This window comes from Rossellomorea sp. ABR4_004, assembly GCF_056159585.1.
The window spans coordinates 1-24771 of record NZ_JBSWVM010000012.1; the positions used below are offsets into that span (position 1 = coordinate 1).

20 protein-coding genes, 9 tRNA genes, 1 rRNA gene and 2 riboswitches are annotated in these 24771 nt (G+C 43.1%); of the genes, 26 read left to right on the forward strand and 4 right to left on the reverse strand.

What is annotated here, in order from left to right; genetic code table 11:
• The first annotated feature begins 78 nt into the window (after window positions 1-78).
• The 11 genes from rrf to rocF all read left to right on the forward strand — a co-directional run bounded on the left by rrf (window position 79) and on the right by rocF (window position 2471).
• Window positions 79-195, forward strand: a 5S ribosomal RNA gene (gene rrf / locus ACXAF2_RS23270).
• Window positions 196-203: 8 nt separating this feature from the next.
• Window positions 204-278, forward strand: a tRNA-Asn gene (locus tag ACXAF2_RS23275).
• Window positions 279-280: 2 nt separating this feature from the next.
• Window positions 281-353, forward strand: a tRNA-Thr gene (locus tag ACXAF2_RS23280).
• 20 nt (window positions 354-373) lie between these two features.
• Window positions 374-448, forward strand: a tRNA-Glu gene (locus tag ACXAF2_RS23285).
• A 41-nt stretch (window positions 449-489) separates the two neighbouring features.
• A tRNA-Val gene (locus tag ACXAF2_RS23290) sits at window positions 490-565 on the forward strand.
• 85 nt (window positions 566-650) lie between these two features.
• Window positions 651-726, forward strand: a tRNA-Thr gene (locus tag ACXAF2_RS23295).
• Window positions 727-736: 10 nt separating this feature from the next.
• Window positions 737-820 (forward strand) — tRNA-Tyr (locus tag ACXAF2_RS23300).
• 66 nt (window positions 821-886) lie between these two features.
• Window positions 887-961: transfer RNA gene (locus ACXAF2_RS23305), tRNA-Gln, on the forward strand.
• Between the two features lie 4 nt (window positions 962-965).
• A tRNA-Lys gene (locus ACXAF2_RS23310) sits at window positions 966-1038 on the forward strand.
• Window positions 1039-1098: 60 nt separating this feature from the next.
• Window positions 1099-1174 (forward strand) — tRNA-Ala (locus ACXAF2_RS23315).
• Window positions 1175-1568: 394 nt separating this feature from the next.
• On the forward strand, window positions 1569-2471 hold the full coding sequence (gene rocF / locus ACXAF2_RS23320; protein WP_475142135.1) for an arginase: 903 nt from the start codon (window positions 1569-1571) through the stop codon (window positions 2469-2471).
• Window positions 2472-2530: 59 nt separating this feature from the next.
• Here rocF and ACXAF2_RS23325 read toward each other — a convergent pair whose 3' ends face one another.
• Window positions 2531-2692: an aspartyl-phosphate phosphatase Spo0E family protein gene (locus ACXAF2_RS23325; RefSeq protein WP_098351124.1), complete on the reverse strand. Its 162-nt coding sequence runs from the start codon at window positions 2690-2692 to the stop codon at window positions 2531-2533.
• Window positions 2693-2859: 167 nt separating this feature from the next.
• Between ACXAF2_RS23325 and sigW the strand changes: the two genes are divergently transcribed.
• From sigW to ACXAF2_RS23360, 7 genes are all read left to right on the forward strand, one after another.
• Window positions 2860-3423: an RNA polymerase sigma factor SigW gene (sigW, locus tag ACXAF2_RS23330; protein WP_475142136.1), complete on the forward strand. Its 564-nt coding sequence runs from the start codon at window positions 2860-2862 to the stop codon at window positions 3421-3423.
• Window positions 3424-3438: 15 nt separating this feature from the next.
• Window positions 3439-4071, forward strand: a complete 633-nt coding sequence (locus tag ACXAF2_RS23335) for an anti-sigma factor family protein (protein ID WP_475142138.1) — start codon at window positions 3439-3441, stop codon at window positions 4069-4071.
• 235 nt (window positions 4072-4306) lie between these two features.
• Window positions 4307-5143 (forward strand): diadenylate cyclase CdaA, encoded by an 837-nt coding sequence (gene cdaA / locus ACXAF2_RS23340; RefSeq protein ID WP_324746301.1) that lies wholly within the window; start codon window positions 4307-4309, stop codon window positions 5141-5143.
• Window positions 5136-6377 (forward strand): CdaR family protein, encoded by a 1242-nt coding sequence (locus ACXAF2_RS23345; protein ID WP_475142139.1) that lies wholly within the window; start codon window positions 5136-5138, stop codon window positions 6375-6377. Before cdaA ends, ACXAF2_RS23345 begins: the two co-directional genes overlap by 8 nt.
• Before the next feature lie 25 nt (window positions 6378-6402).
• Entirely contained in the window at window positions 6403-7752 is a 1350-nt protein-coding gene (gene glmM, locus ACXAF2_RS23350; protein WP_475142140.1) for a phosphoglucosamine mutase, read from the forward strand.
• A gap of 547 nt (window positions 7753-8299) precedes the next feature.
• Entirely contained in the window at window positions 8300-10102 is a 1803-nt protein-coding gene (glmS, locus tag ACXAF2_RS23355; protein ID WP_475142142.1) for a glutamine--fructose-6-phosphate transaminase (isomerizing), read from the forward strand.
• A gap of 265 nt (window positions 10103-10367) precedes the next feature.
• Window positions 10368-12566, forward strand: a complete 2199-nt coding sequence (locus ACXAF2_RS23360) for an FUSC family protein (protein WP_475142143.1) — start codon at window positions 10368-10370, stop codon at window positions 12564-12566.
• A gap of 29 nt (window positions 12567-12595) precedes the next feature.
• Here the strand turns inward: ACXAF2_RS23360 and liaG are convergent, their stop codons facing one another.
• Window positions 12596-13459, reverse strand: a complete 864-nt coding sequence (gene liaG / locus ACXAF2_RS23365; RefSeq protein WP_475142144.1) for a LiaG family protein — start codon at window positions 13457-13459, stop codon at window positions 12596-12598.
• A 165-nt stretch (window positions 13460-13624) separates the two neighbouring features.
• Window positions 13625-14383, reverse strand: a complete 759-nt coding sequence (locus ACXAF2_RS23370) for a CAP domain-containing protein (RefSeq protein ID WP_475142146.1) — start codon at window positions 14381-14383, stop codon at window positions 13625-13627.
• A gap of 175 nt (window positions 14384-14558) precedes the next feature.
• On the opposite strand from ACXAF2_RS23370, the gene ACXAF2_RS23375 reads away from it, so the two are divergent.
• The 7 genes from ACXAF2_RS23375 (at window position 14559) to ACXAF2_RS23405 (ending at window position 21624) form a co-directional block, all read left to right on the forward strand.
• Complete coding sequence (locus ACXAF2_RS23375; RefSeq protein WP_475142148.1) at window positions 14559-15614, forward strand: DmpA family aminopeptidase; 1056 nt, start codon at window positions 14559-14561, stop codon at window positions 15612-15614.
• Window positions 15615-15716: 102 nt separating this feature from the next.
• The gene (locus tag ACXAF2_RS23380; RefSeq protein ID WP_475142149.1) at window positions 15717-16301 is read left to right on the forward strand and encodes a DNA-3-methyladenine glycosylase; all 585 of its coding nucleotides are present in this window, start codon (window positions 15717-15719) and stop codon (window positions 16299-16301) included.
• Between the two features lie 98 nt (window positions 16302-16399).
• Window positions 16400-16480: riboswitch (cyclic di-GMP riboswitch) on the forward strand.
• A gap of 58 nt (window positions 16481-16538) precedes the next feature.
• The gene (locus ACXAF2_RS23385) at window positions 16539-17249 is read left to right on the forward strand and encodes an EAL domain-containing protein (protein WP_475142151.1); all 711 of its coding nucleotides are present in this window, start codon (window positions 16539-16541) and stop codon (window positions 17247-17249) included.
• Window positions 17250-17386: 137 nt separating this feature from the next.
• Window positions 17387-19366, forward strand: a complete 1980-nt coding sequence (locus ACXAF2_RS23390; RefSeq protein ID WP_475142152.1) for an ABC transporter permease subunit — start codon at window positions 17387-17389, stop codon at window positions 19364-19366.
• 15 nt (window positions 19367-19381) lie between these two features.
• Window positions 19382-19840, forward strand: coding sequence for a helix-hairpin-helix domain-containing protein (locus ACXAF2_RS23395; protein WP_475142153.1), 459 nt, complete (start codon window positions 19382-19384; stop codon window positions 19838-19840).
• A 140-nt stretch (window positions 19841-19980) separates the two neighbouring features.
• A complete protein-coding gene (locus ACXAF2_RS23400) occupies window positions 19981-20766 on the forward strand; it encodes a divergent polysaccharide deacetylase family protein (protein ID WP_475142154.1) in 786 nt (261 codons plus the stop codon).
• Window positions 20767-20868: 102 nt separating this feature from the next.
• Entirely contained in the window at window positions 20869-21624 is a 756-nt protein-coding gene (locus ACXAF2_RS23405) for a (S)-benzoin forming benzil reductase (protein ID WP_475142156.1), read from the forward strand.
• Window positions 21625-21707: 83 nt separating this feature from the next.
• Here ACXAF2_RS23405 and ACXAF2_RS23410 read toward each other — a convergent pair whose 3' ends face one another.
• Complete coding sequence (locus ACXAF2_RS23410; RefSeq protein WP_475142157.1) at window positions 21708-23024, reverse strand: Na+/H+ antiporter NhaC family protein; 1317 nt, start codon at window positions 23022-23024, stop codon at window positions 21708-21710.
• An 86-nt stretch (window positions 23025-23110) separates the two neighbouring features.
• Window positions 23111-23215: riboswitch (SAM riboswitch) on the reverse strand.
• 265 nt (window positions 23216-23480) lie between these two features.
• Here ACXAF2_RS23410 and ACXAF2_RS23415 point away from each other — a divergent pair.
• Window positions 23481-24653, forward strand: coding sequence for an MFS transporter (locus ACXAF2_RS23415; RefSeq protein WP_475142158.1), 1173 nt, complete (start codon window positions 23481-23483; stop codon window positions 24651-24653).
• Window positions 24654-24771: the final 118 nt, after the last annotated feature.

Here is a 24771-nt window from a genome sequence, read left to right on the forward strand (position 1 = left end):
CAGGGAATAAATTTTCATTTACCCCTTGAAAAATTTCAAAAATATTATATAATAATATTTGTCATTGTAAGCAATACGTCTGGTGATAATGGCGAAGAGGTCACACCCGTTCCCATGCCGAACACGGAAGTTAAGCTCTTCAGCGCCGATGGTAGTTGGGGGATCTCCCCCTGTGAGAGTAGGACGTCGCCAGGCTATATCATTCCGCAGTAGCTCAGTGGTAGAGCTATCGGCTGTTAACCGATCGGTCGCAAGTTCGAATCTTGCCTGCGGAGCCATTGCTTCCATAGCTCAGCAGGTAGAGTGCTTCCATGGTAAGGAAGAGGTCACCGGTTCGAGCCCGGTTGGAAGCTTTTATATTTTTATTCAGAATGGCCCATTGGTCAAGCGGTTAAGACACCGCCCTTTCACGGCGGTAACACGGGTTCGAATCCCGTATGGGTCACCAAAGTTTTTTGCAAAAGCAAAATAACTCAACAGTTACATATTGGAGGATTAGCTCAGCTGGGAGAGCATCTGCCTTACAAGCAGAGGGTCGGCGGTTCGATCCCGTCATCCTCCACCAAAGATTTTTGCGTCAGCAAAATATCTTACCTTGAACTGCTCTGGTGAACTTGATTTCCAATAAGTAGTCTTCATCTAATATATATGCCGGTGTAGCTCAACTGGTAGAGCAACTGACTTGTAATCAGTAGGTTGGGGGTTCAAGTCCTCTTGCCGGCACCATTTTTTAGCTGGAGGGGTAGCGAAGTGGCTAAACGCGGCGGACTGTAAATCCGCTCCTTCGGGTTCGGCAGTTCGAATCTGCCCCCCTCCACCATTGTATATTTAAATGCAAAATGGACATCCTATAAATGTCCCTTTTTTATGCCATTAAAGTAATTATTGGGCTATAGCCAAGCGGTAAGGCATCGCACTTTGACTGCGACATGCGTTGGTTCGAATCCAGCTAGCCCAGCCATTACGAGCCATTAGCTCAGTTGGTAGAGCATCTGACTTTTAATCAGAGGGTCGAAGGTTCGAATCCTTCATGGCTCATCACACATTTTCTCACATGCTACGTAGGGTGTGAGAATTTCTCTATAATCTATAACAAATGGGGCCTTAGCTCAGCTGGGAGAGCGCCTGCTTTGCACGCAGGAGGTCAGCGGTTCGATCCCGCTAGGCTCCACCAAAGATTTTTGCGAAAGCAAAATATCTGTCCGCTTATAAAGCGTCATCAAAGTAAAATAACTATACATACGACATGATTAGACCTTGAATCTTTTAGGAGATTTGAGGTTTTTTTTATTTGTGGTGGACAATCTGTCCTTTAAACCATACTAGCAAGTGGATATTTTCAACTTACCATCATTTATATTCTCAAAATGGTCTTTACCACGTTTCATAAACCACAATCGATCCCACACCAGTATCTTCGTCCCAAAAGAGCCTACATATTCTTACATCAATCTACACCAAACCCCTCTACACACGCATATATATACACAATCCTGTCCAGTTGAACCATGGGTCATAGTATGGATAAAATAGAGGTGTAAATAAATTTCGAATTGGGGGAATTTTTCATGAAGAAAAATATTTCTATTATTGGTGTACCGATGGATTTAGGCCAAATGCGCAGAGGCGTGGATATGGGGCCGAGTGCGATTCGTTACGCCGGTATTGTTGAGCGTCTGGAGAACCTTGGATATGACATTAAAGACTTGGGTGATATCGAGATTGGACAGGCTGAGCGTATACATAATAATCCTGATACGAACCTGCGTAATTTGAAAGCGGTTGCTGAAGCTAGCGAGACGTTGGCTGGTAAGGTGAATGATGTAATCGGGAGTGGAGATTTCCCATTGATCTTTGGTGGAGACCACAGTATTGCGATAGGAACATTGGCTGGTGTTTCTCCTCACTATGAAAACTTAGGTGTGATTTGGTATGACGCACATGGTGATTTGAATACGGGGGATACGTCTCCGTCAGGTAATATTCATGGAATGCCTCTTGCTGTTAGTCTGGGTATCGGACATGAAGATTTGACGGGTATCGGGCAGAGCTCACCAAAGATCAAGCCTGAGAACATCGTCATTATTGGAGCTCGTTCATTAGATGAAGGTGAAAGAGAGTTAATTAAAGAAAAAGGCATTAAAGTTTACACGATGCACGAGATCGATCGCCTTGGCATGACAAAGGTAATGGAAGAGTCCATTGACTACTTGAAGGGCAGAACGGATGGCGTCCATTTATCACTTGATTTAGATGGATTGGATCCGAGCGATGCTCCTGGTGTAGGTACTCCTGTTCTTGGAGGGATCAGCTACCGAGAAAGTCACTTAGCGATGGAGATGCTGGAGGAGTCAGGAATGATTACATCTGCAGAATTTGTAGAGGTCAATCCGATCCTCGATGAGAAGAATAAAACCGCTACTGTTGCTGTGGCGTTGATGGGATCACTATTTGGAGAGAAATTACTATAATCTTGTGCGAAAAAAAGGCTGGGAACCCTTCAAGGTTCTCAGCCTTCATCTATTTCTCTTCAATGGTGCTTGACCACTTGATATTGATTTAACAGATCGTCAAGACGAGTACTCAAATCAACTACTTGTTCGTCGGCAAAGGATGACTTTAATGCTAGTTCGACCATTTGGCGACGGCAGTCTTCAATTTGAAATAATAAATCATTCATTCTTCCCCTCATTTCGAGATCCTCCCACAATAGAAATAATTAGTTCCTTTATACCCTTTTTCTAATAATTGTAAACATTTTTCCCGGAAAATTTGTTAGGATAGTAATATAAAAAATTTGAAACCTTTTGATAGGAAGTTACGTATATAAATATAGCCGCATAGAGCGGAGGTTGTGAAATGGAAGCGTTAGTGAAAAAGCGGATTAAGCAAGTATTGAAAGGTGATCAGAATGCCTTTGCCGAATTAGTCGAGCTATATAAGGATAAAGTGTTCCAAATCTGCTACCGGATGCTTGGAAATCGTCATGAAGCAGAGGATATTGCCCAAGAGGCTTTTATCAGGGCATATATCAATATTGAAACCTTTAACCAGAAGAGAAAGTTTTCGACCTGGCTATTCAGGATAGCGACGAATCTTTGTATCGACAGGATCCGTAAGAAGAAACCGGATTATTTCTTAGATGCAGAAGTAGCGGGGACTGAGGGTTTGACGATGTACTCACAAGTGGCTGCAGATGTTCAGCTGCCGGAAGAAGAAGTAGAGAATATGGAGCTTCAGGAAACCATTCAGAAGGAAATTTCCAAGTTGCCTGAGAAGTATCGATCGGTCATTGTTTTAAAATATATCGAGGAGCTTCCTCTTCAAGAAATCAGCGAGATATTGGATCTTCCCCTGGGAACGGTTAAAACGAGAGTACATAGGGGGCGTGAAGCTCTCCGTAAACAATTAAGATCACTGTAGAGAGGGTGAGTGAATATGAAACCTTGTCCTGAAGAAATCATCGAGTATATGCACGATTATTTAGATGGAGATTTAAATAGAGATAAAGAAGAAATGCTGAAGCATCATTTGCAGGAATGCAGTGAGTGTCAGCATCACTTTCATGAGCTGAAAAAAGCGATTGCGTTTGTACAGAGCACGTCTCATATTAGTACTTCTGCAGACTTTACGGATAAAGTCATGTCAAGATTGCCGAAAGAGAAGAAGAAAGTGGGGGTTGAGAGGTGGTTCCGCCACCATCCGCTACTTACGGCTGCGGCCCTATTCCTTTTCTTTATGACCGGCAGCTTCTTAACGTCATGGAACGACGATCAGGATTTTTCATTTACGAAGAATACGAAGTTAGTGGTTCAGGATCATACGGTTGTGGTGCCTGAGGGTGAAGTCGTGAATGGGGATCTGACGGTCCGTAATGGTGATGTGAAAATTGAAGGAAAAGTAACGGGGAATGTCACGGTCATTAACGGAAAGCAGTACTTGGCTTCTGCTGGAAGCGTGACAGGAGAAATCCATGAAATCGATGCAGCCTTTGAGTGGCTTTGGTACCAAATCAAAAAAGGGGCTAAAGACACGGTGGATTGGGGAAATTCGCAACTTGAAGAAAAGTAGGATAAAATAGAGGGGATGGAAGTAAGGTCCGTCCCTAAGAAGGACTGACATGTATGAATCCATGTCGGTTTTTTTATGCAAAAACGTGAGTTCATGAATAGAAGAGAAAGAATCATGAGGCCGTGAGTGTCTTTCATTTGACAGTGATAAAATATGCTATAATAGAAACGTTACGAAAATGGAGAAGCCACACATGGCGGCTTACGCTTTCGATTAAGCTATTGGAGGATGTAATATGCCGTTTATCGATATTTTTTCGGATTACTCCGCGCTGGATTATGTCTCGGATATAGTAGATATACTCGTAGTATGGTTTGTAATCTATAAACTGATCATGCTGATAAAAGGAACGAAAGCAGTACAATTATTAAAAGGTATTTTTGTCATAATCATTGTGAGAGGTCTTAGTAGTATCTTTGGGTTGGATACACTTGGATGGATGATGGAACAAGCCCTCACATGGGGGTTCCTGGCGATTATCATCATCTTCCAGCCTGAACTCCGCAGAGCCCTTGAACAATTGGGAAGGGGCCGTTTATTCTCAAGAACGGGACTTCAGGAAGAAGAAGAGCAGGAGCAGATGATTGAATCAATGACGAAAGCCGTAAGCTATATGGCAAAACGTCGAATTGGTGCCCTCCTTACTCTTGAACGGGAAACAGGGATGAGTGATTATATCGAAACAGGTATACCACTCGATGCCAAGATTACGTCCCAATTGCTGATTAATATCTTTATTCCCAATACACCTCTTCATGATGGAGCAGTTATCATTCAAAAAAATCAAATTGCTGCAGCGGCTTGTTATCTCCCCTTATCGGAAAGCCCATTCATTTCGAAAGAATTGGGAACAAGACACCGGGCAGCACTTGGTGTCAGTGAGGTAACAGATAGTATAACGATTGTTGTATCAGAAGAAACGGGAGCTATCTCCATTACGAAAAATGGAGAGTTACATCGCGACCTCTCTTTGGAGCGCTTCACAGAAATTCTTATGGTAGAGCTCATAGGCGATAAGACAAATGCTTCCTCGACGAAATGGAGTTTTAGGGGGAAGAAAGAAAATGGATAAATTCATGGAAAGTCGTTGGTTCATGCGGATTGTGGGACTGATGTTAGCCTTCATTCTCTATCTGTCCGTCAACTTTGATGATATTCAGAAGACGGCTAACAACAACAACGGCAACTCTCAAAATGCGATTGAAACGATCCAGGACGTCCCGCTTGAAGTTTTCTATGATCGTGAGAATTTAGAAGTAAGCGGCTTACCTGATACGGTGAATGTGACTGTAGAAGGCTCTAAGGCGATTGTGCAACAAGCCAAGCAAGTGAAGGATTTCCGGGTCTATGTAGACTTAAATGATATCGGAATCGGTGAACACCAGGTACAGATTAAGATAGATAATATTTCTGAAAAACTCGAAGTGAAACTCGATCCGGATTTCGTCAATATATCGGTTCAAGAAAAGGTAACCGAAGAATTTACGATTGAACCTCAATTCAATGAGAGTATATTATCCAATGGATATGAAGCAGAAGGACTGGCTGTTGATCCGAAAACGGTGAAAGTGACAGGCTCGAAGGATGAAGTGGAACGGATTGCATATGTCATAGCCACTCTTGATGTTGATGAGGAAATCAATGAGAATGTGACAAGGGAAGCCAGGGTGCAAGTGCTTGACCGTGAGTATAATAAATTAGATGTTCAAATTGATCCGGAAGTGGTCGATGTGACCGTTTCGGTAGTAAACAAGAGCAAGAGTGTACCGGTCACGATTAAACAAAAAGGCAGTCTTCCAGAAGGGACGACGCTGGAGTCGATTTCAGTTGAGCCTGAAGAGGCAACCATTTTCGGCAGACAGGATGTACTGGATACAGTAGAAGAGTTGCTTGCAGAAATAGACCTTTCTAAGATTACGAAGGATTCAACCGTTACGGTTCCACTGGCCCTGCAAGATGGCTTAAATAAAGTGGCTCCTGAAGAAGTCAAGGTGAAGGTTGATGTCAATACAACTGAGGAAAAGAACCTGTCAGGACTTGAAATCACCCCACAAGGATTAGCTGAAGAATATGAATATACCATCATGTCACCTGAGGAAGGTGTCGTCGATGTAGCGCTGAAAGGTCAGAATGCACAGGTGAGCAAAGTGACGAAAGAAGACTTCTCGCTTGCTCTGGATCTTTCAGGGCTCGAGCCCGGTGAACATGAGGTGGAAATAGTGGCAGAAGGACCTGAGGATATTGAATGGACCCTGTCTCAGCGAACAGTAAAAGTAGAAATTAAAGAAAAGAACACATCAGCATAAGAGCTGTAAAAAGGAGAGAATGACAATGGGTAAGTATTTTGGAACTGATGGAGTAAGAGGTGTAGCGAACACAGAATTAACACCGGAATTAGCATTTAAGCTTGGACGTTTTGGTGGTTATGTTCTAACAAAGGATGCTACGCGTCCCAAAATATTGATTGGAAGAGATACTCGTATTTCCGGACATATGCTGGAAGGAGCTCTTGTAGCCGGACTTCTATCAATAGGGGCTGAAGTGATGCGCTTAGGTGTCATTTCAACTCCAGGGGTAGCTTACTTAACAAGAGCGTTAGGGGCTCAAGCTGGTGTCATGATCTCAGCTTCTCATAATCCTGTAGGGGATAACGGAATTAAATTCTTCGGACCGGATGGTTTCAAGTTATCGGATGACCAGGAAAATGAAATTGAAGATCTATTAGATCAAACAGTCGATCAGCTTCCTCGTCCGATCGGTGCTGATTTAGGACAAGTAAGTGACTATTTCGAAGGCGGACAAAAATATCTACAGTATTTAAAACAGTCAGTAGACGAAGATTTCGATGGTTTACATATTGCGTTAGATTGTGCACACGGTGCAACATCCGCACTTGCTACTCATTTATTTGCTGATTTGGATGCTGACATCTCGACGATGGGAGCATCACCAAACGGGTTGAATATCAATGAGGGTGTAGGTTCCACCCACCCTGAAGCACTTGCTGAAATGGTGAAAGAAAAAGGTGCAGACCTGGGGCTTGCCTTTGATGGTGATGGAGACCGTATTATCGCAATCGATGAGCATGGACAAATCGTGGATGGTGACCAGATCATGTACATCTGCGGTAAATACTTGAAGTCACAAGGTCAGTTAAAACAGTCTACAGTCGTATCTACAGTCATGAGTAATCTTGGCTTCCATAAAGGGCTTGAAGAGAATGGGATCCAAAGCATTCAAACTGCGGTTGGAGATCGTTATGTAGTGGAAGAAATGAAGAAGCACGGCTATACTCTTGGCGGTGAGCAATCAGGCCATATCATCTTCCTGGATTACAACACAACAGGAGACGGTCTGTTAACAGGTATCCAACTTGTGAACATCATGAAAATGACCGGTAAATCATTATCTGAACTTGCGGGAGAAATGCAAAAGTTCCCTCAAAAACTTGTGAATGTCCGAGTGACAGACAAGCACCATGTAACGGATAATGAAACGGTTAAAAAAGTGATTCAAAAGGTTGAAGAAGAAATGAACGGAAATGGCCGTATCCTTGTTCGTCCATCTGGAACGGAGCCGTTAGTGCGTGTCATGGCAGAAGCACCTACTGAAGAACTATGTGATCGATATGTAAATGAAATCGTACAAGTTGTTGATGAAGAAATGGGTCTGAACGAATAGTGGAATTTATATGCATAAGGGGTCAATATGTGCCCCTTATGCATATTTAATAAGTAGAGTACGATTGAACTTTATCGTACTAACGTTCTGAAAACCGGAGCTGTTTCCTAAGGGTTTATCACTGTTCTGTTTCGGGAACATGACAATGAAATAACAACTTCTTGTTCTTGTAAGATTTTTATTGACTAGGGGAAACCAGCTAGTGTATGATGATTTTGTTTTCATTTTTCAAATTATATGGAAATGAGTCAAGAAGGAAAGGTGGATAGTGAGTAAACATCTTATAAAGCGCCAGGGCTAAACGATGGATACGACAACGATCGTTTAGTTGACGAGGTGGAGGTTTATCGAGCATTCGGCGGATGCCTCCCGGTTCGCATGTGTCACCGAACCGAAAGTTTCTTCCTTAAATCGTTGAGGCAACTTAATGGACAAAGGGAAGAAAAAAGTGGCCAATGTAAATACTAATGACAAACAGAGATAAGGGGGCAAGTTGTCCCCAAAAGAGTTCTTGCCCCCTTGCATGTTCAGGGAGGATATATTAATTATGTGTGGAATTGTTGGATATATTGGAAATTCAGATACAAAGGAAATTCTTTTAAAAGGTCTTGAAAAGCTTGAGTACCGCGGTTATGACTCTGCAGGTATCGCCGTTCAAAATGATGAAGGCATCCATGTGTTTAAAGAGAAGGGTCGTATTGCCGACCTTCGCGGTATCGTTGATGAGAGTGTATCAAGCAACACAGGAATCGGTCACACTCGCTGGGCTACCCACGGTGTACCAAGCAAGGTGAACGCTCACCCTCATCAAAGTAATTCAGGCCGTTTCACAATCGTTCATAACGGAGTAATCGAAAATTACTCTCAACTTAAGCGTGAATATTTAACGGATGTAACGTTCAAGAGTGACACGGATACAGAAGTCATCGTTCAGTTGATTGAAAAGATTGTAGAAGAAGGAAACACGGTAGAGGAAGCTTTCCGTCAAACGTTAATGCTTCTTAAAGGCTCTTATGCCATCGCCCTTTTGGATTCTGAAAATAACGAGACAATCTATGTAGCGAAAAATAAAAGTCCACTGCTTGTAGGTCTTGGAAAAGACTTCAACGTTGTAGCAAGTGATGCTATGGCGATGATTCAAGTAACAGACCAATACGTTGAGCTTATGGATAAAGAAATGGTCATCGTAACGAAAGAAAAGGTTGAAATTCAAAATCTGATCGGTGAAGTAATGGAACGTGCTCCTTACACAGCTGAAATCGATGCGAGTGATATCGAAAAAGGAACATACCCTCACTACATGCTGAAAGAAATCGATGAGCAGCCACTAGTCATGCGTAAAATCATTCAAGCATACCAAAATGAGAGCAACGAGCTTCACATCGATGAGCCGATCGTCGGTGCGATGAAGGAAGCGGACCGTGTCTACATCATTGCATGTGGAACGAGCTACCACGCTGGCCTTGTTGGAAAGCAATTCATAGAGAAGAGCGCAGGAATTCCTGTAGAAGTTCATGTAGCAAGCGAATTCAGCTACAATATGCCTTTACTTTCTAAGAAACCATTATTTATCTTTATTTCTCAAAGTGGTGAAACGGCAGATAGTCGTGCCGTACTGGTTCAAGTCAAAGAGCTTGGACATAAATCATTAACGATCACAAACGTAGCGGGTTCTACATTGTCCCGTGAAGCGGATTACACATTGCTTCTTCATGCAGGACCTGAAATTGCCGTTGCTTCAACAAAAGCGTACACAGCTCAGCTGGCTGTACTTGCTATCCTTGCACACGTTGCCGGGCAGGCATGTGGAAATAACCAGGACTTTGACCTCGTTCAAGAGCTTGGAATTGTTGCCACTGCAATGGAAGCACTTTGCGATACGAAAGAAGAGTTTGAAGATATCGCACGCGAATATCTGTCAACGACTCGCAACTGTTTCTTCATCGGTCGTTCTCTTGACTTCTATGTAGGTCTGGAAGGTGCTTTGAAGCTGAAAGAAATCTCTTACATCCAGGCAGAAGGATTTGCAGGAGGAGAGCTTAAGCACGGTACGATCGCTCTGATCGAAGAAGGTACTCCGATCGTTGCACTTGCAACTCAAGAAGAAGTAAACCTAGGCATCAGAGGAAATGTGAAAGAGGTAGTCGCTCGTGGAGCAAACCCTTGTATCATTTCCATGAAAGGCTTAGAAGACGAAGAAGATCGCTTCGTCATCCCGGAGGTTAACCCATTGTTAACACCTCTTATCTCTGTCATCCCATTACAATTAATTTCTTACTATGCTGCCCTTCATCGCGATTGTGATGTAGATAAGCCGCGTAACCTGGCAAAGTCGGTTACGGTTGAGTAAAAATTGTATAAGTGAAAACCGGTTAGTCCTTTAAGGGCTAGCCGGTTTTTTATCTATATTGCTTAGCGATGAAACGAAGGTCCCAAGCACATTTCTTTACCCAACCACGTAAAACCCTTATAATCATACAAATAGATTCATGTTCTCTTCGTGCACCAGCGATTATAGAGTAACCTGCTGCTTCCGCAGTCCAGGTTACTTTTTTATTGGAACGGGTACGATAAGAGAGAGTGAAAAACGGTGTGAAAGTAAGGGTATGATGATAATGAAACAGTTACATAGACAGCATGTATGGCTCGGAAGGTTCCTTGCGTCAGACCCGGGCCGGAAAAGATTTCAGCAGGCAGGTAAGGCTACGATCAGTTTAATATCGGCTGTGTTTACGATGCTATTTTTATTAAAACTATTCGATCACACAGCGATTACGCCGGCCATTGTGTCAGGTATGGTGGGAATGCTCGGGATCTTCGTTGTCATGGATGACACAACGGCTAAAAAAAAGGTCACGACCCCGTTGATCGGTGTGGCGGTAGCGGTTGGAATCACCTTGGGATCTGCCTTTGCCCATTATAGTCTCGTGGTAAATATCTTACTGGTAGGAGCGATATTCAGCGCTTTTTACTTTTCTCGATTTGCCATCCGCTACTTTTCGATGGGAATGGCAGGATTCTTGTCGATTTACATTTCGTCGATTTTGCAGCTTGATGTGGCACACCTATCATGGTTCTATATCGGGATTGTGATTGGTGTAGTGTACGCTTTTCTTTATAACTTCATTATCTTTAAAGGCTCGGTTCATGTGTTAAGAAGGAGTATGCGTTCATTTCATATTCAATCCAACTTGACGTTTACGATTTTAATGAAGATGATCGAGGATCCGGACACGAGTAGTAAGCGGAGAAAGCTTCTCGATCGAAATGTTCGAAGGCTGAATGAGTATGCAAGGATCGTAGCCGGTGATATCAATGAGAACGATTTGAAGAAGCTTTGGCCTGGTATCGAGCCTTCGCAATTGCGTCTCTATGTATTTGATACAGAGATGTTGATTCAGACGTTAACCGATTCTTTGAAGCGCCTCAAGGAGTTGGATGCCTTAGAGGTTACGGAGCTTAGACGTTTGTTGGTCTGGGTTCTCCGCTCGCTCCGTGATGCAGAGGTGCTGGCCCAGGATTATGATCCCCGTTCCCTAGAAGAAGCGGAAAAGGCGATCCAGGCCCTTCGCCTACTTTTGTCAGAGTTATTGAATCAAGAAGAAAAGCCTAAGGGCTGGGTGTACCTTCTAAGGCGTATCGAGTCCATTGCCAATCATGTACTGGAAGCAGCCATCACCATCCAAGAATCACTGAAGGTTTCAGAAAGTGAGGAAACGAACGAAGAGAATAAGGACGAGTCAGAGGTTGAGGAAAAAGAGGATAAGCCTGAAGAGGAGCCCAAGAGTTTAAAACCTTCTACGCGTAAGGCGATTCAAGCGCTTGTAGCCGGTACGCTAGCGATTATTGTAGGTGAGCTGATTGCTCCTGCACAACCCTACTGGGTACTGTTGACCACTTTCATTATTCAAATTGGTACAGAGTCAGTAGGGAGAACCTATATGAAGGCCTTTCAGCGTTCGGTCGGAACCGTGATCGGGGCCATACTTGGATTCGGAGCGGCAAAGCTCGTTTCAGGAAATTCCGAGCTTGAAGTTTTCCTCTTGTTTGTAGTTCTGTTTCTGGCCTTCTATCTTTTCACGGTTTCCTATACTCTCATGAGCTTGTTCATTACGATGCTCATCGCGTTTATGTATGACCTGCTCCTGGGCGGAATCAGTATGCAGCTGATGGGGGCACGGGTCATTGATACAATTGCAGGAGCGGTGATTGCCCTCACTGTCTCGGCATTTGTATTTCCAAAGAAAACGAAGGACAAGGTGGCAGACGCCTTTGATGATTTTCTCGAAGAGCTTGGAGGGTATGTTTCTTCCTATATGAAAACCTTCACGAATATTGAAGACAAACCATTAACAGATCAAGCTTTCGATTTGGATCAGCTGCTTCAGGGAATTAAGGATGAGGCGCAATCGCTTTTACAAAGGCCTGGTGCCGTGACAAGGTCAGGAATCGGTCGTTGGATCACAGTGGTGACAGCCATTAATTATTACGCGAAGCATCTGCTTGCCTCGTCTAATAGAAAAGTACCTGCAAAGGTATCGGAAGAACTATCGAGTGTTTTTCATCAGACCGAAGAGAAAATCACTCACAACATCGAAACACTTCGACAACTATTAAAAGACAAAGAGGGCAGCCATGTGCTGTGGAGCTTAGGTCAGGAGAGGGAAAAGATCGAAACCCTGGCGCCGAGCTGGAAGAAATCACAGGTGGATCTGATTCACCACCTCTACTATGTATGGAGAATCAACCAATCGATTGTAGCACTTGGTGAAGAAATGGGTGCAGAGGTGAAGGAAACTCAAACAAAAGGGTAAAGCGAATTTCGCTTTACCCTTCTGCCTTTTTAATAAATATCCACATTCCCACTGGAAACCGAAACATCGATGTTGTATTTACCAGACCCTGCGACACCTGAAAGATCACCATCTTCAATCTTCTGATTCTTTAAAGGAAGGTTGCAGGAGATGTCTCCGCTGCTTGCTTTTCCGTTCAGCTTAAAGCTCGCATCTTCAGGCAAATCCAGGTTGACGCCTCCAGAGCTTACATCAAAATTCAGGTCTCCCGATAGAGTGTCCATCGAGACAGTTAATTCACCAGATGATAAGTCACCTTCCAGTGGACCTTCGTAGTTCGACAATTCTACATCCCCGGAGCTGATGTCTACATTCCCTTCTTTTGTAGAAAGAGCATTTACGACCAAGTCTCCTGAAGAACCATCATGCTCGAATACATTCGTCTCAAGGTTTTCAAGGGTCATGTTTCCAGAACCCATTTCCACGGTTAACTCATCTAGCTTCATTCGATTCGCATCGGATTCTCCTGCAAATTGCAGGTTACCGGACCCAATCTCGATTTCCATGCTTCGATCATATTCTTTTGGAATGTACACGGTTACGTTTGATTTGCGGTTGAATCCTATCCATTCATACCATTTATGCTTTACAGCCACTTCAATGGTGTCTCCTTTTTTAGCTAATGACAGCGCTCCTTTTCCTTCAATATCAACCTTTACTTCATTCTGATCCGTTGGAATGACTTCTGTATCGCTGCCTTCCATCTTAAGATCGATGTAATCGATTTTGTCCGTTACCCCGATGCGTTCCCCTGACTGACTTTCTTTAGCGAATAACGATGTATTGTCATTCAGGATGACGTATAGGGTTCCAAGTGCAAGCAGTGCAATGATCACGGCAAAAGCATTTTTCATTAAAAATCCCTCACTTTGGTTTGTTTTTCCATTTTATAGTTTTATTTTAATGCAGCTGCCGGTTCATCACAATGAGCCATGGGATTATTTTTGAATCAGACCAGAGGCCGAGTACGTGTGGGGTTTAATAGAAAAAAACCGGTCTTTGTAGACCGGTTCGAATCATTATTTCGCAATAAACATCTGAGTCCAATATATTCCCTGGCTGGGATCCTTCGCCGTTCCCACGCCAATATGAGTGACTTGTTTGTTTAAAATGTTTTTGCGGTGTCCGGGACTGTTCATCCAGGCGTTAACGACAGATTCAGGAGTTTTTTGTCCAACGGCAATGTTCTCTGCTGCCGTGGAGTAATCCACGCCGAAGTTCTCCATCATTTCAAAAGGAGATCCGTACGTTGGAGACGTATGAGAGAAATAGTCCTTTTCCTTCATGTCCTCTGATTTCATCTCTGCCACATTCGCTAACTCTCCATCCATCTTCAAGGCACCAAGTCCATTCTTCTTACGTTCCTGGTTGGTTAAATCAACTACTTGCTTTACAAAACCACTAGCATCGGATGCCTGTGCATCCTGTTTGGGCTGACCCTCTGCTGGTGGTTCCGGTTGTGCCGTATTCGGTTCTTGTGCAGGCTGATCCGGCTGACGGGCTTCTCCATTACCTGGGGCATTTTCCCCTGGATCTAAGTGGGTGAATTCACGTAAGTCCCCATTTGGATCTATCGGAGCCATGAATCGATGAAGGGGAGTTTGGTTTCCTTGCATTCCATCCATCCGATCTCTGCCATCGTTATCATAAGTAACTGGATCGTAATTCACATTTTGTGTATCCATGAGGTTATCGTTTGCATCGTTATTGTTACAGGCAGTCATCAGCATAAACGGGATGACGGCGGAGACTGTTATCGAAAGAAAGCGTTTTTTCATGTATGATCCTCCAATATTGTTGATTACCTTTTATATCAGGCATTAACAGTCTTTAATATGTACTTCTGCCGTTACTTTTATCCTGTTAAAAATAGGGTTTGCTTCTGTGATTCAAAAGGGGTTTTGAGCTCCTGACCCGAATAGTTACTAATAAGTAAGAAGGAGGTTTTCATTAATGGAACGGAAACGATTACGGGAAATGGGAGGAAGTATCGGCTCCTATACATGTGGGATACATAACAGCATTACCGATATTGAGGGAGTGAAGGTCGGACATAAAACCCTTCACTATGAGCATGACAATACCGTGGTACGTACGGGTGTAACGGCGATTTTACCTCATGGGGGCAATCTGTTCCGCGAGAAAGTAAGCGCGGGCTGCTATGTGATCAATGGCTTTGGAAAAACAGTCGGGACGATTCAAATGGAGGAGCTTGGTGTCCTTGAAAGTCCCATTCTCTTAACGAATACTCTGTCCGTTGGGGATGTGTTAAAAGGGACGGTTCAATATATGCTGGACGAAACACCTGAAATCGGAGACACAACCGGGACAGTAAATGTCGTTGTGGGAGAATGCAATGATGGGTTCTTGAATGATATCCGCGGTCTTCATGTAAAGCCTGAAGATGCCCGGGAAGCCATTATTCAGGCACAATCCGGACCAGTTGAAGAAGGCTGTGTAGGAGCGGGAACGGGAATGCTTTGTTTAGGGTATAAAGGTGGTATTGGGACGAGTTCAAGGGAGTATGCCTTTGGAGATGAGAAGTATACGGTGGGAGCCCTCGTATTAACGAATTTCGGTCAGAGGAAAGATCTAAGGCTTCCCACTCTTGACTCCGGGGAGGATGAACATACACCGGATGGGTCAATCATGATCATCCTGGCGACGGATGCACCTCTAAATGAAAGGCAGCTTAAACGATTGGCGAAACGAGCTTCTTTCGGCCTTTCAAGAACGGGCTCATATGCAGCCCATGGGAGTGGTGATGTTGTTCTGGCATTTTCTACTGCACACCGCATCCCACATCAGCCTTCCAATGAAAACACGATTCACTACAGTTTCATTAAAGAAGACGGACCGATCATCTCTACACTATTTGAAATGACAGTCGATAGCGTAGAAGAAGCCATATGGAACTCTCTCTGTAAAGCGGAAACCACAACGGGCAGGAATGGACGGAAAATCGAAGCGATACCACTAGAGGTGCTAAGGGCTGGACTGTTGAAATAAGATAAAAATCTTTATACGTTACCTATTTTCTTTTATTTAACGATTAATTTAATAGGGTATACCATATATGTACGAATTATTTGGTTGAAGGAAGTGAAAGTCATGAATTATACCCCAATGCCTCTTTCGTTTTACCGACAGCCCACTTTGGCACTTGCAAAGTCTTTGTTGGGCTGTGTGTTAGCGAAAGAGACGGAGGAGGGCACAGCTTCAGGATATATTGTGGAAACGGAAGCGTATTTAGGACCAGCGGATCGGGCGGCACACAGCTATGGAAATAGACGGACGAAGCGGACGGAAGTCATGTTTCATGAAGCCGGCAGTATCTATACATATGTTATGCATACTCACTGCCTGGTCAATGTAGTGAGCGGGGAAAAAGAAAAACCCGAAGCGATTCTCATTAGAGCGGTCGAACCCCTTGAGGGCTTGGAGCTGATGGAAAGAAGACGATCGGGTCAGGTGAAAAAGAATTGGACAAATGGGCCGGGAAAGCTGACAAAAGCGTTAGGCATAACCATGGAGGATTACGGGGGAAGCTTCCTGGAAACCCCTCTCATTATTTCAAAGGGATACCGGCCTGAAGACATTGTGGAAGGAAAACGAATCGGGATTGATAACACGGGAGAAGCAAGGGATTATCCGTGGAGGTTCTGGGTAAAGGACAATCCTTATGTATCAAGATAATTATTTTTGGGAATTTTCTAATAATCAATTAAAAAATAACCCATAAGTACTAGGTTTGTGGTATATTTTTCTTATAAGATAAAATCATATACTGACAATTCGAATGGGAGCTTTGAACCTAAATGATAGATGGGCGCTTACACTTAGGGGAGCTAGTAGCGCAACCGGCCACATACGAACGTAGGAATACGTTTTTGTGTGGTCTTTTTTATAAACTATAGAGAGTATAGGGGTCCTATGAACATCTTTACTATTTTTCAAAACGACTATATTTATCATGATTTTCAGCCCTTATATAAAATGGGCGAGCATCAAACCCTCTATGCATATGAGGGCCTGTTACGAAACAAGTATAACGAAAATCCCGAAAATGTTTTTCAGTCTGCCATGAAAGCGAATATCTTATATAAGCTTGATACATTATCCATTTCAAAAGCTCTTGAAAGCTTTTCAGAGAATGGACTGAAGAACTGTAAGTTATTTCTTAATATTTATATCACGACGATTCTTCATCCAAGCTTTCATACCTATTTTTATGACCTCATGAAGCAGCATCCCGCCATATTGGGGCGTCTAGTGCTGGAGATAAATGAGTCGAGTGCTGAAGAACTCTGGCAGAATCCATTACTGAAAGAGTCACTCAAAGAACTTAAGCAATATGGAGTTTGGTATGCAATTGATGACTTTGGACAGGGGACATCCTCCATCAAGAAATCCATTGAATATGAACCTGAAATCATTAAACTGGATCGCTATTTTGCTTTGAATCTGGCACAAGATGATAAGAAACAACGATTCCTTTCCTTTTTTAATCAATTCTACGGTAAGGATACGTTAATTGTGTTAGAAGGCATTGAAACCAAACAGGATATGCAAGTGGCAAAGGACATTGGGATTACAATAGGACAAGGCTTTTACTTGGGAAAGCCGAGTCGATTATTAGCGTAAATGAGAAGGTGACTCTGGAGGGTTGGAGTCACCTTTTTCGTATATATCTGCCGTCGTGTTATCTGAATTAAAATAAAATTGAAAATATTTAACATATCCATTAAACTGAGGAAAAAGAGAAAAAAGGGGATCAGGGTATGAGGATTCTAACATTTCCGCTGAAATTTATGTTCTATTATATTCTCGGATTGATCGGTATTTTAGCGGTGAGTATTGCTCCTGAAGTATTTAGGGAGAGGGGCCTGTATAATTTTGTCGGATTCTTTGAAGAGTTTGTTAAGTTTGTTTTTGTATTTATGGACGGTGAAAATTGGAGTTATTCATATAAAGGAATCACCGTCGATTTTTTGGACATGCTTTGGGGGCCTTATCTGTATTCTTTACAGATTATCGGGGGAGCATTGGGTTTAGGTCTGGGAACAGCATTCGTCCTTACCATCTTCACAGTGTTTTTGCCCCGATGGGTTACGTCTTTTCTAAAGAAAGTATTAAACCTCTTTGAAACTGTGCCTGACTTAATGTTTGCGTTTATGCTTCAGCTTTTGATTGTATATATCTTTAAACATTTTGGCTTTGAACTAATGAGTTTTACTGAGTTAGGGGAAGAAAAGATCTTTCTTGCTCCTATCATCACACTGTCGATTATACCCATGATCTCTTTCTTTCGTATTCTCCTTTTTATTACGGAAGAAGAAATGCTAAAGCCACATGTAGAGTTTGCCCAAAGTAAAGGAATGTCAAAAGGGAGGATCCTTTTTGCTCACATACTGAAAAATATTTCTCCCAGCTTGTTTTATCATGGAAAGCTGATCATATGGGGAATGCTATCTAGTTTATTCATCATCGAAACGATTTTCAATATGAGAGGAATAACGTATTACATCGTACAAGATTTCAGACCTATGGTCATAGCCATCTCACTGATTATGATTTACACACCTTTTTTCGTTGTGTATCAAGGCGTGTATCTATGGATTAATCGTGAGGGAAGCGTGGATCATACCAAATATAAAAGGGATAAAACGAAGTGGAATGAATGGAAGATCTGGGGCTGGCTATCAACTATTAGACGGCTTTGGTGGCAGCATATGCATAATGGGAAGTTTGCTATCGGGTTTAGTGTCATCTTCCTCCTGATTGCTGTCAGTTTCCTTTATCCAATGGTGAAAGAAGACCCGATTAATCAGATTCAGTTTATGAAAAACGATGAGGGACGTATCATCAGTGCCCCTCCACATAAGCCATTTGGAGAGATGGTACTGGGGTCGGATTTCTTCGGGTATAGCATCCTCGACCAACTGATTGTCGGGGCAAAGTATACCCTCCTCTTTGCGCTGGTTGTCGCATCTCTAAGGGTGATAGGTGGATTCTATCTTGGCATAGCCTATCATTTTCATCTGAAAGAAACTAGGAAGAATTGGCTTGATCGGATGGTGGATTCCATTCATTTCTTGCCTCTAAGTCTCATTGCGTATCTTCTATTAAGACCTGTACTTTGGGGATTACCCGTTTTAGGATGGGATCACTCCATCTTTGAAAGACTTGTTTTTGAAGCTGTCGTCTTGACGATTCTTGTGCTGCCGTTAACGACGGTTTTAATAGGGAATGAACTGAAGTTACTAGGTAAACAGGATTTTGTTCTGTCGGCGAAGCTCTTAGGGGGAAGTAATCGTCACTTGCTGTGGACGCATCTATTCCCTCATTTGGCACCAAGATTATTCATTATATGGGGGCAGCAATTTATCCAAACTCTTCTCATTCTTGTCCATCTGGGATTATTTCATTTGTTCTTGGGCGGAACGATCATCACAGGAGGCCTGGTACCCGATCCTCCGAAATCAGGAACATTTGAATGGTCCGGTCTGATCAGTTCCACTAAAGATTCCCTAATGACCGGAAAGTACTGGATTGTCATTGCTCCGTTAGCAGCCTTTATGATTGCCATCATCGCCATGCAGTTGATTGTGCAAGGTGTGAAGGAAATTCAGCAAACAAAGGTAGGGGTACTGGTGAACAACACTCCAATTAAGAATAAACATAAGCTGGTCAAGGAGAAAACCTACCGCCCAGTGACGGAAGATTTTCATTTGGTTCGACAACAATCCTTTAAGGGATAGAGGGGGAGATTGAGAGTGAGTAGAAAGAGTCCTAAATTGCCACTAACCGACGAGGAAAGATCGACACTTCGTAAAGAGAAGATCAGACTGGGAGACATTTTCGAACTGTCTCCCGATGTGTTAAGTAAAAAACTAAACATCTCTATGACAAGAGCACGGTACTTAGTCGGCATGTCCATTTTCCAACGGATTCCGTCGATCGGACCGAATATGGCGCATAATGTAGTCGAAGACCTTGGTTTTCATTCCTATGAAGACATAAAGGATGAAAAAGGAGAAGAGCTCATTATAGACTTAGAAAAGAAGTACGGCGTCTGGATGGACCCATGCGTGGAAGACTCCCTCAGGTGCGTCGTTCACCACGCAAACAACCCGGCATCCACCAAAAACTGGTGGGACTTCACCAGTCAAAGAAAAAACTACCGTCAAACCCACGGCTACCCCAGCCGACCGCCCGACCATAGGCTGGGATGAGGGACGGACCTCATAAACCAAAAAGGCAGGAAGTGAGAATCAACTTCCTGTCTTTATTTATATACGTTCCCTTCAGGGACGGACCTCTTTCGTATATCCTCCTCAAAATGGACATGATAAAGGAAAAGGAGTGATCAGAGATGAGAATCGTGTTCATCTGTTTACTAATGACTTTCTCTTTTCATGCTTCCGTTTCAGCCCGAAACATCCTGCCCCTTCCAGCTCATCATAATGAACTCGCAATCGTTATAGATGATTTAGGAAACGAGATGAAGGGAACAGAAGAAATCCTGAAATTACCCGTCACCTTGACGATTGCAGTGATGCCCTTTCTGCCAACAACAAGGCAAGATGCAGAGAAGGCACATGGGCTGGGCCATGAGGTCATCGTCCATCTACCCATGGAACCGATGTCCGGGAAAGCAAGTTGGCTTGGACCAGGAGCAATCACCACGTCGCTTTCAGATGACGAAATCCGGAAAAGAGTAGAAAAGGCGATTGAAGAGGTTCCCCATGCAGTAGGTGTCAATCACCATATGGGTTCAAAAGCAACAGCCGATGAACGGGTCATGAGGGTCGTTCTAGAGGTATGCAAGGACAAGGGATTGTTTTATTTGGATAGTAAAACAACTGGAAAGAGCGTCATTCCCAAGCTTGCGAAAGAATTGGATGTTCCCTATCTTGAAAATGAATTATTTTTTGATGATGTCTATACCATCCAGCATATCGGAAAGCAGGCCAAGCTTCTGTCTAAAGAATTAGACCGTGACACTTCCACCATTGCCATAGGTCATGTCGGGGTCACAGGAATCAAGGTGGCAACCATGCTTGAAGAGTTTCTTCCTCTTTATGAGAAAAAAGCATCCATTGTCCCACTGTCAGATTTAATACCTGAATATCATTTGATTGATGAGAGCATGCCTTGATGGTGTGCTCTTTCTTTGTAAATCTTCTGTTAAACCAATGCTTATTTTTTTGATAATAGAAGACCCTCCCTTATAATCAGAAGGTAAGAAGGAGATGATTCCATGGATTATGCAATTGTGACTGGAGCAACAAGAGGATTAGGTGAATCGATCGCCAAGCTATTTATCGAAAAAGGCATAGGTTTGATCAATGTTTCCAGATCAAATAATGAAAGACTGCAAAAGCTTGCAGAAGAAAAAGAGGTATCATATGACTTCTTTCCATGCGATCTTGCACAATCAGGAGAAACAGAAGCGGTCTTCCGTGAAGTGGGGACAAAAGTATTCGGATATCAATCTGACAGAGTCTATATTGTCCATAATGCCGGTGTAGTGACACCAATCAATCGGTCTGGTGAAGTAGAAAACCAAGCTATTGAAACGAGTGTGCATGTGAATTTACTTTCTCCCATGATCTCAACCAATGAGATGATAAAAGCAGCCCGGGGATCTGACTCGAAGATGATCATGATCAATATCAGCTCAGGAGCGGGAAGTCGTCCTGTCCACGGATGGAGTACGTATTGCGCAACCAAAGCAGGTGTGAACATGTTGACGGAAACCGTGAGCTTAGAGCTTTCTAAAAAGCATAGCAGACATCAAGTGATTGCCTTCAGCCCTGGGGTCATGGACACAGACATGCAAGGAGAGATCCGTTCCTCTTCTAAAGAAGCCTTCGCGGATGTCGAATCCTTTCAGCGCTACAAGGAGGAAGGAATGCTTCGTGAAACAGATACGGTCGCAAATGCACTGATTGAACTTGTAACAGAAAGAGAAATTGAAAGTGGTAAGCTTTATCATGTAAATGATTTGTTATAAAAAGAAAGCAGATTCCTGGAAGGGGATCTGCTTTTTTCTTATCAAAGAAAGAGACAAACCCCGAAGGATTTGTCTCTCTAAATTTAAGATCGAACCGGGTTCGCTTCCGGTGCTGCTTTACGTGTGAATTTCGGTAGTGCAAATCGAATGGCAATCAGACCGCAAACAGCAATCAGGACAGGGTAGAAGGCATATGGGATGATGCTGATCGGTGAAATGCCTGCGACTTCAGCCACTAACAGTGCCTGTGCTCCGTAAGGGATCAACCCTTGAATCGAACAAGAGAAAATATCCAGGATACTGGCTGATTTACGGGCATCCACTCCATAGTTTTCACTAATCGATTTGGCAAGTGGACCGGCAATGATGATCGAAATCGTGTTGTTTGCTGTGCAAAGGTTAGTAGAACTCACTAATCCTGCAGTAGCAAGCTGTGCTCCCTGAGGAGACTTGATTCTGCGTGTGGCATGATAAAGTAAAGCCTGAATCCCTCCGTTATGACGAATGAGTTCGACAACTCCGCCAATCAGTATGGAAAGGATCACGATTTCTGCCATTCCTGTCATTCCATCGGCCACACTGCCGAAATAACTGGCTGGAGTAAAGCTTCCATCTATGAATCCAATGATTCCAGCTAAAACAATTCCGCCTAATAAAACGACAAACACATTTAATCCTGCAAGAGCACCGATGATGACTCCAAGATAAGGCAGAATTTTAATCCAATTAAAGCTTTCCGCTCCGACAGTTGATTGATTCCCCATTGTAAGAACAAGGAGAATCACCATTGTCACGATTGCAGCAGGTAATACAATAAAGAAGTTCACTTTAAATTTATCTTTCATTTCCGTTTTCTGTGTACGAACAGCTGCAATGGTCGTATCTGAAATGAATGATAAGTTATCTCCGAACATTGCTCCTCCAATAACTGTCGCCATCGCAAGGGGCATAGAAATATCTGTACCCGAACTAATCCCGACACCGATTGGCGCAAGTGCTGCGATCGTTCCCATGGATGTACCCATTGATAACGAAATGAACGCCGCAATAATAAATAATCCAACGATGATCAAGTTACCAGGCAGCACGGATAGGGCAAAGTTTACGGTTGAATCGACGGCCCCCATCTTTTCAGCCACTCCGGAAAAAGCTCCTGCTAATAGGAAGATAAAGACCATGATCATGATATCAGGGTGACCGGCTCCTTTAGCGAAACGCTCTATCTTAGCCGTTAACGTCTCTTTTCGGTTCATCAACAAGCCTACAACGGATGCAATGATAATTGATACTAATACAGGAAAGGCATAAAAGTCTCCTGAAATGATGCCTGCTCCGAGGAACAGTGAAACAAATATGATCAAAGGCAGTAACGCCAATAGATTTCCTCTTTCTTGATTCATTCCTAACACTCCTTTGTCGTCCAATTTACTAACATACAAAAAACCTCTTCCGGAATAAGAAGAGGTTTCAAAAGAACGAAACACTCCTCTTATCTATCAAGCATTTCGCTTGCTGGATGTGGCACAGCACTCAATATGAGTCCGCTGCCGAGACATCGCAGGGCCAGTCCCTCCGTCTCTCTGGATAAGAAGAATATCGTATTTAGTTGATTTAAAATATACTTCCATACTTTAAAGGGTTTACTCGAAAAAGTCAAACGGGAAATTTTTCTGAAACAAAAGCGGAGGCGGCTCGTTCTTGTCTTATGACCTCGAGGGACTAGCCGCCGTAGCTGGACGATACATTCAAATCTATAAAAACCATGACTTTATCCATAATAAGGTATAAACTCATAGACAATTGACCGTTCAAGGTCTACTATAAGGAAGACAAAAAACATCTTGGGGGATACGGTAGTGGAAAGAACAGTACGAAATCAAATTTTTACTTTACAGGGATTTTATTTATTAACGTTCTTCGGTGTTGGTAGTTTATATCCGTTACTCAGTGTGTATTTGAGTGAAAGTGTGGGGTTAAACGGTTATCAGATTGGAACGATCATGTCTGTAGGTCCCATTATGATGATTTTCTTCCAGCCTATTTGGGGAATGGTGAGTGACACGACCAATCGTCCCACCGTGGTTCTTGGTTTAACCTCATTAGTAGCAGGGATCTTTGCACTCGGTTACTTGTTTATGGACTTTTACTATGGTTTGCTTATCGTGGCCATTCTAGTAGCCATTTTCCAAAGTGCAATTATTCCCGTTTCCGATAGTATCAGCTTGAAGTATACAAGTAAAGTCAGGTATAACTACGGAAATATCCGCCTGTTCGGCTCTTTGGGCTTCGGTATTGCAGTCTTTATGATGGGAAGACTTTCAGAAGGATTTATCGGGCCTACCATCATTTTTTACTCTTTCTTTATCTGTTTAGTCCTATCCGGATTCCTTTCTTTCCGGTTTCCGAAAGAGAGGGCGGCAGCCAAGCTTGATTTAAAGGCAGGGATGAAGGAATTATTCACGATGAAAAAGTTCCTTATCTTTTTAGCAGTCACATTTTTGGTGTTCGGTCCGAATCTAGCAAACAATGTGTATTTCGGATTATTTGTTGAAGATTCAGGCGGAACGTATGCGGGGATTGGTCTCGCGTTCCTGATTGCGGTGTTATCGGAGGTTCCCTTTATGAGGATAGCAGGTGGGTGGATTGATAAGTTCGGTTTGTTAACCGTCGCAGCTTTTGCAGGTGCTGCTTCCATGCTCCGCTGGCTCTTTTACTTTACAGAACCAAGTTTATGGCTTGTCTATTCATCGGCTGTCATGCAGGGTCTTGCCATTGGGTTATTCATACCAGCCGGATTGCGCTACATTAAAGAAATCACGCCTTCCCATATTACAGCAACGGCCGTTACGGTATATTCAGCAATCGGAAACGGACTGGGGAATTGGTTCAGTACCTTTGTTGGCGGCTTTATCTATGAAACGTACTCCATTTACACGGTGTACTTATTCTTCGCAGTTCTATCCCTATTAGGTATTTTCCTTTGCTTCGTCCTCATGAAAGAAGAAAAGAAGAATGCACTCGCTTATTAATACATCAGGCGCCTGAAGAGAACCTTTCTCTTCAGGCGTTTTTTTATTGGGCTCTTTTCGTATAGTTTGTTGCTATTGTAGAGGAGAAAGTAATAGTTGATTTCCGCTCCAGGATGCT

Excerpts from the sequence above, each read along its gene's own strand:
- sigW (WP_475142136.1), top strand. The coding sequence starts at position 2,860 with ATGGAAGCGTTAGTGAAAAAGCGGATTAAGCAAGTATTGAAAGGTGAT.
- ACXAF2_RS23360 (WP_475142143.1), top strand. The coding sequence starts at position 10,368 with ATGAAACAGTTACATAGACAGCATGTATGGCTCGGAAGGTTCCTTGCG.
- ACXAF2_RS23370 (WP_475142146.1), bottom strand. The coding sequence starts at position 14,383 with ATGAAAAAACGCTTTCTTTCGATAACAGTCTCCGCCGTCATCCCGTTT.
- ACXAF2_RS23390 (WP_475142152.1), top strand. The coding sequence starts at position 17,387 with ATGAGGATTCTAACATTTCCGCTGAAATTTATGTTCTATTATATTCTC.
- ACXAF2_RS23380 (WP_475142149.1), top strand. The coding sequence starts at position 15,717 with ATGAATTATACCCCAATGCCTCTTTCGTTTTACCGACAGCCCACTTTG.
- ACXAF2_RS23410 (WP_475142157.1), bottom strand. The coding sequence starts at position 23,024 with ATGAATCAAGAAAGAGGAAATCTATTGGCGTTACTGCCTTTGATCATA.
- ACXAF2_RS23335 (WP_475142138.1), top strand. The coding sequence starts at position 3,439 with ATGAAACCTTGTCCTGAAGAAATCATCGAGTATATGCACGATTATTTA.
- ACXAF2_RS23345 (WP_475142139.1), top strand. The coding sequence starts at position 5,136 with ATGGATAAATTCATGGAAAGTCGTTGGTTCATGCGGATTGTGGGACTG.
- glmM (WP_475142140.1), top strand. The coding sequence starts at position 6,403 with ATGGGTAAGTATTTTGGAACTGATGGAGTAAGAGGTGTAGCGAACACA.
- ACXAF2_RS23385 (WP_475142151.1), top strand. The coding sequence starts at position 16,539 with ATGAACATCTTTACTATTTTTCAAAACGACTATATTTATCATGATTTT.
- glmS (WP_475142142.1), top strand. The coding sequence starts at position 8,300 with ATGTGTGGAATTGTTGGATATATTGGAAATTCAGATACAAAGGAAATT.
- ACXAF2_RS23375 (WP_475142148.1), top strand. The coding sequence starts at position 14,559 with ATGGAACGGAAACGATTACGGGAAATGGGAGGAAGTATCGGCTCCTAT.
- rocF (WP_475142135.1), top strand. The coding sequence starts at position 1,569 with ATGAAGAAAAATATTTCTATTATTGGTGTACCGATGGATTTAGGCCAA.
- ACXAF2_RS23400 (WP_475142154.1), top strand. The coding sequence starts at position 19,981 with ATGAGAATCGTGTTCATCTGTTTACTAATGACTTTCTCTTTTCATGCT.
- liaG (WP_475142144.1), bottom strand. The coding sequence starts at position 13,459 with ATGAAAAATGCTTTTGCCGTGATCATTGCACTGCTTGCACTTGGAACC.
- ACXAF2_RS23325 (WP_098351124.1), bottom strand. The coding sequence starts at position 2,692 with ATGAGGGGAAGAATGAATGATTTATTATTTCAAATTGAAGACTGCCGT.
- ACXAF2_RS23405 (WP_475142156.1), top strand. The coding sequence starts at position 20,869 with ATGGATTATGCAATTGTGACTGGAGCAACAAGAGGATTAGGTGAATCG.
- cdaA (WP_324746301.1), top strand. The coding sequence starts at position 4,307 with ATGCCGTTTATCGATATTTTTTCGGATTACTCCGCGCTGGATTATGTC.